The organism is Neptuniibacter sp. (genome assembly GCF_024231755.1).
In the GTDB taxonomy this organism is placed as follows: Bacteria; Pseudomonadota; Gammaproteobacteria; order Pseudomonadales; family Balneatricaceae; genus Neptuniibacter.
In genome coordinates this window covers 1-4,551 of record NZ_JAAEQH010000277.1, presented here as the reverse complement: position 1 = coordinate 4,551, position 4,551 = coordinate 1, and the positions used below count along the sequence as shown (strand labels likewise).

1 protein-coding gene is annotated in these 4,551 nt (G+C 43.9%); it reads left to right on the top strand.

Translation table 11 applies throughout. From position 1 onward, the window contains the following. Nucleotides 1–50: 50 nt before the first annotated feature. On the top strand, nucleotides 51–4,379 hold the full coding sequence (locus GY843_RS15810) for a T9SS type A sorting domain-containing protein (RefSeq protein ID WP_297310993.1): 4,329 nt from the start codon (nucleotides 51–53) through the stop codon (nucleotides 4,377–4,379). Nucleotides 4,380–4,551: the final 172 nt, after the last annotated feature.

Genomic DNA, 4,551 nt, shown 5'->3' with positions numbered 1-4,551 from the left:
GTGATTCTCCCGGACCGGGCGAATTTGCAACAATTCAGGCGGCTGTCGATATGTGCAGTCCGACTGATAGTGTGGAAATTGTAGGTGATTTTACTGAAAGTGTAGTTATCTCCACAAATGATCTCACCATTTATGGTGATGGCGATGTCAGCGGTAGTCCAGCTTTCGACCTGCTGGCCACCGCTGATAACACAACCATTGATGGTATGCTAATCGATGGTATTCACGTTACTGCCGGCTCTAACGCCAATAACATTATCAACAACTGTTTCTATGCCGGAATAGTTGAGGATGATTGTGTCACCGACGGTATTAATAATTGGGATGGCAATACGTATTGGGATTTCCTTACCAATGGCGGATTCGATACCGAATACTGGATTGGTGGTCTTGGATTTCCTCAGAAAGATGCCAATGTTGGTAACGCCGGCGCCGCATTTGTTGACCCGGTTGGCCCAGCTCCGGCCGAGCTGCTCTGGGGAACCGATGTCGATTATTCACTTGAGTTCACATTTGACGATGTTTGCTTAAGTGAAGAAACCTGCGCAAAAATAGTCGAGTTCACTGTTAGCTGGAATGAAAACAAACTTGATTATGTTTACTATACAGATGGTGATGGTATGCCCGGCAACGGTCAATACCTCATTGATGCTAGTGACGTAGCCAATGGTAATCTAATTGTTACTGCTACCAGTCTCGATGACGTAATGTGCACTGACGGTAATTTGGGTGTTGTCACCTTTAATGTCATTGGTGCTCCCGGCCTTATGGCCGCCGTGACAACCAATTGTGTCGCTTATGAATTGGATGAATCGGTTATCCCTATGATCGGTGCCTCCTCAGGCGCTACTCAAATCATTGATAATGGTATGCCGACTATCGCATATACGGTAAATGATCCATATGGCGATAATTTTTATAATCATGGAAACCAAATAGACGTTATGACTTGCGACATAACTGATGATGTCGACCTTCATGCGGCTTGGTTCCAACTCGATGGAGGCGGGTATGGCGGAAATCACTTTGTTGATTTGCTAAATACCGGTACTCCTCCGCCGTTTGTTATTGCCGATGCCTTGACCGCACCGGTGGATATTACTTTCGGTTACCTGCCGGATGGTGGTCCCTATCTTATGGATTTCAGAGTTGATGACCATTTTGGAAACTCAACCGTTGTTACGTATGAATTCTATATTGATATTACTGCCCCGACCCTTTCGACTTTCTCTCTCGCCGGTGATGCTTGCGCCCAGGTCGGTTATACCGATGGTGTCGCAAATGTCATGACTACAACAAGTGATGCTGATATCTCCATGATTGATATTCGTTATTATACGGGTGGAGATCCGTGGACGTATGTTGGATATCAGGCCTATGATGGAACTATTCCGGTTGACCTTACCGGTGGCGCCGACGGCGTATATGTGTTCCAGGTTCAGCTTAAAGATATCCATACTAATGAATCAGGTTGGTCCGCATCCCAAACCATTACCCTTGATCAGGCTTCCGGCGTTGCGGCTCTTGCCTTTGGCTCAGCCAGATATAATAGTCTGACTGGAGTTGACTGGGATGCCACAGGATCAAGTGTTCCGGGTTATTTTGCCCATATACTTACCGAAGATGCCGCTGAAGCAGTTGATTGTACCTCGCCCAACTGGACCTCTCCATGGGCAGCCACTGGTACATTTGACTTTGCTGATGTTGGTGATGGTACATATACATTATATATTGGTATAATGGATGTTGCCGGTAATATTATCACAAACAGTACCACTTTTGAATTTGATACGCGTGGACCAAAAGTCTATAGCGCTGTTATCAATTCGGGTGACGATTGTACTAATGACTTAAATACAACCGTGACGGTGTCATATAAGAGCCGTGGTGGAGATACTTGGAATGGCGTTGGTTTTTCAACAGTTCCCGGTGGACCTTTCACTGGTTATTTAACCGTTCCTGTTTCAGCAACTACAACAACTGCTGATGTACCATATCCTTTTGGCTATACGATTCCTGATGATTATACCGTATATGTCATGATGATGGATGACCTTGGTAACACAGATGGTGAAGCTGGTGATGATATCTGGGTTGATGGTATTAATCCAGTCTTGGGTAGTGTGGTTACGCGCGATCTTGATTACCCTGAAGATGGTGACGGAACCCCTATAGATGCTCAATGGTCTAATTCAACTACTATTGCTATTCTATTTAATGGTGTTACCGAAACCGGTGATTTCGATTTTGTAATTTCCGAAGTCGGTGACTTCTCTGATGAAGTTCTGGTAAATGTTGGCGATGCGTCAGTTACCGAAACTGTCCCAGGTGACTTTAGAGTTGAATACGCGCTTTTGACACCTATTGCCGATGGAGATTTGGCTGTAGCTCCGATGTGTAAGATCAGAGATTGCTCTGGCAGAGAATCCGCCGCTGATGATGATGATAATGGTATTAACTTTGACTTCATGAGTAGAGATGCCGCCACTATCACTTCCTTTGATGCAGTTGCGGCGATGGTTAATTACCTGACAAGTGTTGATTTCAATATCGTTGCTTCTGATGCTGTTTCCGGCGTCATGTCGATGAAGATATATGAAGTTGGTTATCAATCGCTTACTACCTGGGAAGCATTTGCCTCTCCAGCAGAAGTGGATCTCCAGGCTGGTGATGATGGTGAAAGAACCGTCAGGATTAAAGTCGCTGATAAGGCCGGTAATATCACCGGTTATGTTGAAGCTACTGTAATCGTTGATACCGAAGCTCCGGCTGGCGCAGTTGATGTTATATCAACCAATCCAGTCTCTTATGCTGGTGAGCCGCATGCCTACACTAATGTGAAACCATGCGAAGTGATAATTGACGTTCCTGGTGACGCCGTTTCGATGAAGTTAAGAAATCATAATCCAAATGGCGCCTGGTCAACTATTGCAATTGTCACGCCTGGCGCGGCCCAAAGCGAAACTCCATGGAACATTACATGGAATGCTAATGACTTTGATTGGGTAGAGGTGAAATTCATGGATGCTGCCTTGAACTGGTCTATTCCTATTAAGGATAGCATCATGGTTGATAATATTACACCTCCCGCATTTATGGCTTATGCTGATGAAGGAATTCATCATGGTGACGGAACAGATATTGGTGTTTGGTGGGATAATTCATATGCAGGTCACTATTTCTCAAATGCTTTCTATATGAGATGGGGTGATTATCCTGTTTATGAAGGTGTTTTACCGCCACAGCCAACTAGTACTGTTGGTCAAGGTTTCCCGATTGCGACCAGTAGAGGCATAAATATACCTGATGATCAAAATGAATTCACTGGAACAGGTGATGATACCGAAGATATCTACAGAGTCTCAGTTTATAATGTGGACTCTGCCGGTAATGCCACGATCAATACTCCTGGCAATGATATCGCCACCAGTTATATTTTGGGTGATTTAGACTTTGATGGTAAGATCTCGTTCATGGAATCCGAAGCAAAGGGACTGGGTGATTTCGCACGTTTTGCGAGCGCTTATTACTCTGTTGATGATGGCATCGATCCATATTGGGATGATGCATGCGATTTCTCAGATCATTTCAATGCCTTCCCTTATCCAGAACCGGATGATGTTGTTGATATAATGGATCTTATGGATTTTGTTATCAACTACACTAATTACCACAATGGTTGGCCAGCAGCAGCCAAATTTGCGCCAACTCATGGTCCAGTCGCAATTGCGGCCAGTTTACCCGATGCCCTGGCAGTGGGTGAGCAAGTCACCATAGCCTTTAACATTGATGATCCAGCTGGAATTCTGGGTCTGCATATGGTCTTCGAGCTTGGCGATAATCTCGAAGTTGTTAAGGTTGAAAAAGGTGAAATGTTTAACACTGAAGAGAAAACATTCTTCTACAAAGATACCGACAATGGCAATTTGCTGATTGATGGTGTTATTTTTAGCGAGGATGGATTCAAAAATCAGGAAATCGCTCAGGTTACATTGCAGGCTAAAGCCAATATCGCGACATTCACTCTAGATAATGTCGAGATGCTGGTAAGAGATGCCAAGAATCAGGATGTTGAAGCTGTCTTTAATACTACCATTGAAAAGACAGTCCTTCTGCCGACTGAATTCTCTCTGAGCCAGAACTATCCAAACCCGTTTAACCCGTCAACTTCGATTGAACTTGCCTTACCGGTTGCCAGCAACTATTTGCTGGAAATTTATAATATAGCCGGTCAGAAAGTTGAATCGTTCTCAGGTTACAGCGAAGCTGGTATAGTTAATGTGATTTGGGAAGCTTCTAATGCCGCTTCCGGCGTTTACTTCTATAAAGTAAGTGCTGGAACATTTGAGGCAACAAAGAAGATGGTCCTGATTAAGTAACTAGATGTTACTGGGATCTTTGCAAAAAGATCCTTTTACAAGAGAAGCGAGCCAAAAACTCGCTTCTCTTAAATAAAACGAATGAGACAATTATTAGAATTGTCCAAAGGAGTCTGAAATGGGAAAGAAGAAAACAACCTTGCTAACAATTCTCTGCAATATCCTTATTTAC

Bases quoted from the DNA above. Each gene is read 5' to 3' on its own strand.
- GY843_RS15810 (WP_297310993.1), top strand. From the start codon at position 51: ATGTGCAGTCCGACTGATAGTGTGGAAATTGTAGGTGATTTTACTGAA.